1 protein-coding gene and 1 pseudogene are annotated in these 2,090 nt (G+C 64.4%); one reads left to right on the forward strand and one right to left on the reverse strand.

From position 1 onward, the window contains the following. Positions 1–390 (forward strand): annotated as a pseudogene (locus QZY03_RS07745) (Uma2 family endonuclease); the annotation flags it as partial. A 337-nt stretch (positions 391–727) separates the two neighbouring features. Here the strand turns inward: QZY03_RS07745 and QZY03_RS07750 are convergent. Beyond that, complete coding sequence (locus QZY03_RS07750; RefSeq protein WP_295579818.1) at positions 728–1,837, reverse strand: Fic family protein; 1,110 nt, start codon at positions 1,835–1,837, stop codon at positions 728–730. Positions 1,838–2,090: the final 253 nt, after the last annotated feature.

A 2,090-nucleotide genomic window follows, 5' to 3' on the forward strand; every position in this document is an offset into this window, starting at 1 on the left:
ACTGATAAGCTGGCCTATTACGACACCTACGGGGTCGAGGAATACTACGTCTACGATCCGTCCGCCAACACGCTGGAGATCCGGCTGCGCCAGGACGGGCGGCTGCGGCGGATGTCGCATCTGAACGGCTGGATCAGCCCGCGGCTGGGTATCCGCTTTGCGTTGAGCGGCGAGACGCTGGAGATCTTCGATCCTCAGGGGCAACCGTTCTTGACCTCGGTCGAACTGGCCGCGCGCTTGCGCGACGAGGCGGCGCGTGCCGAGCAGGAGCGTGCCCGTGCGGAGGAGGAGCGCGCGCGTGCCGAGCAGGAGCGTGCCCGTGCCGAGCAGGAACACGCGCGTGCGGAGCAACTGGCCGAACGGTTGCGTGCCCTGGGGTTTGAGCCTTGAAACCGCCAACACTGCGGCGAAGCCGCGTGCAGGACCGCCGGCAACCTGCCGGCCCGCCGCCGTCAGGCGGCATTCGGAACCGATGAAAGGCACTTCGCGCCGGGGCCGACAGGCTGTCGGCGGTCCCAGTAGCCGCCTTGCGGCGGCGGTCTACCGCTGGCTCGATGGCGATCAGCGCCTCACCGGGCCTTGATCATCATTCCGGCCAGCTTCCGCCCAGGCCCAGGCCTTGGAGCTGAAAGTAATCCACAGATGTCACCGATGAACACAGATTTTTTCTTCATCTGTGTTCATCGGTGACATCTGTGGACAAATCCGGGCGAACACTTATGTGCCTTTACTGACTCGGCGAGAGATTCAAGGCATACCGGGTATGCTTCCGCTCCCCGCTGCGAACAAGCGCCCCCTTGGCGACCAGATCCTGAAGATCGCGGGTCGCGGTGGCCCGCGCGCTGCCGGTGATCGCGCGATAGTTCTCGGCGCTCAAGCCCCCGACGAAGCCCTCCGGTCCGGCGCGGAACAGGCGTGCCAGCGCCTTGCCCTGGCGCGCGTTCAATTGACCCCGCAGGCGGTCGTAGAGCTTCGCCTTACCGATGAGAAAGACCACCCGCGCGCGGCTGGAATCCAGTGCATCCAAAACGGTATGGGCAAAATACTCCAGCCAATCGTCGATGCGATTGGTTTTGTTCGCCCGCTCCAGCGCGCTGTAATACGCTTTCTTGTGCCGTTCGATGGTGTGCGACAGGGCGATCAGCGTGGGTTGCCCGAGACCCTGCGCCAGAACCTGCTCCGCAATGGCACGCGCAATCCGGCCGTTGCCGTCCTCGAAGGGGTGGATCACGAAATACAGATGGGCGATGCCCGCGCGTGTCAGTGGCGGCAGCGGGTGCTCGCCGGTCGGGGCGCTGCGCTCCAGCCAGGCAAGAAAGCGCTCCATCTCCGCGAGCACCTGCCCGGCGGGCGGGGCCTCGAAATGTACCCGGGGCGCATAAACGGCGCCCGAAACCACCTGCATCGGCTCTTCCAGGGTGCGATAGCCCCCGACCTCGCGCAGATCCCGCCGCCCCGCCATCAGCATGCTTTGCCAGGCCCACAGACGCGCGTGCGACAGGGGTTCCTGAAAGTGCCGATACAGATCGACCATCAACTCCGCCATCCCCGCCTCGGCCGGGGCGATGCGGCGCGGGTCTTCGGCCAAACCGAATTCGCGCAGCAGCGAGGACTGAAGACTGTCGCGGTCCAGAAGCTCACCCTCGATCCGGGCGGTCATCAGCGCCTCGTCGCCGATCAATTCGACCGTCAGCGCTCGTTGCTCGGCGTCGCTCAGATGGGCGAAGGCCCCGAACAGGAATCCGGATTCGTGCAGCAGGCGCGCCTCCAGGGGCGCGAGTCGCACGCTGTCGTAGGCGAATTGGGGCCAGTCGGGTTGTTGCCAGTTCCAGAGCATGAGGCATAAGGGGAGCGGCTATCGCTCATATTGAGGGCGCTTTTTGAGCGATAAGCAACAAAAGTACCCCTCGCCACGCGGCGGCGCAACGCGCAACTCAGCTCCGCCGGGGCCAGCAGTTCCAAATTTAAGACCATGATGTTATGAAGGGCTTTTCAGATCTGACTGGAGAGTCCCATGGTCACTTCCGCTGCGGCCGAGTTGCCGCTGTTGACGGCGGGTGTCATGATCAAACAGATTCGCGACACCTTCG

This window comes from uncultured Lamprocystis sp., from assembly GCF_903933125.1.
Lineage (GTDB): Bacteria > Pseudomonadota > Gammaproteobacteria > Chromatiales > Chromatiaceae > Thiodictyon.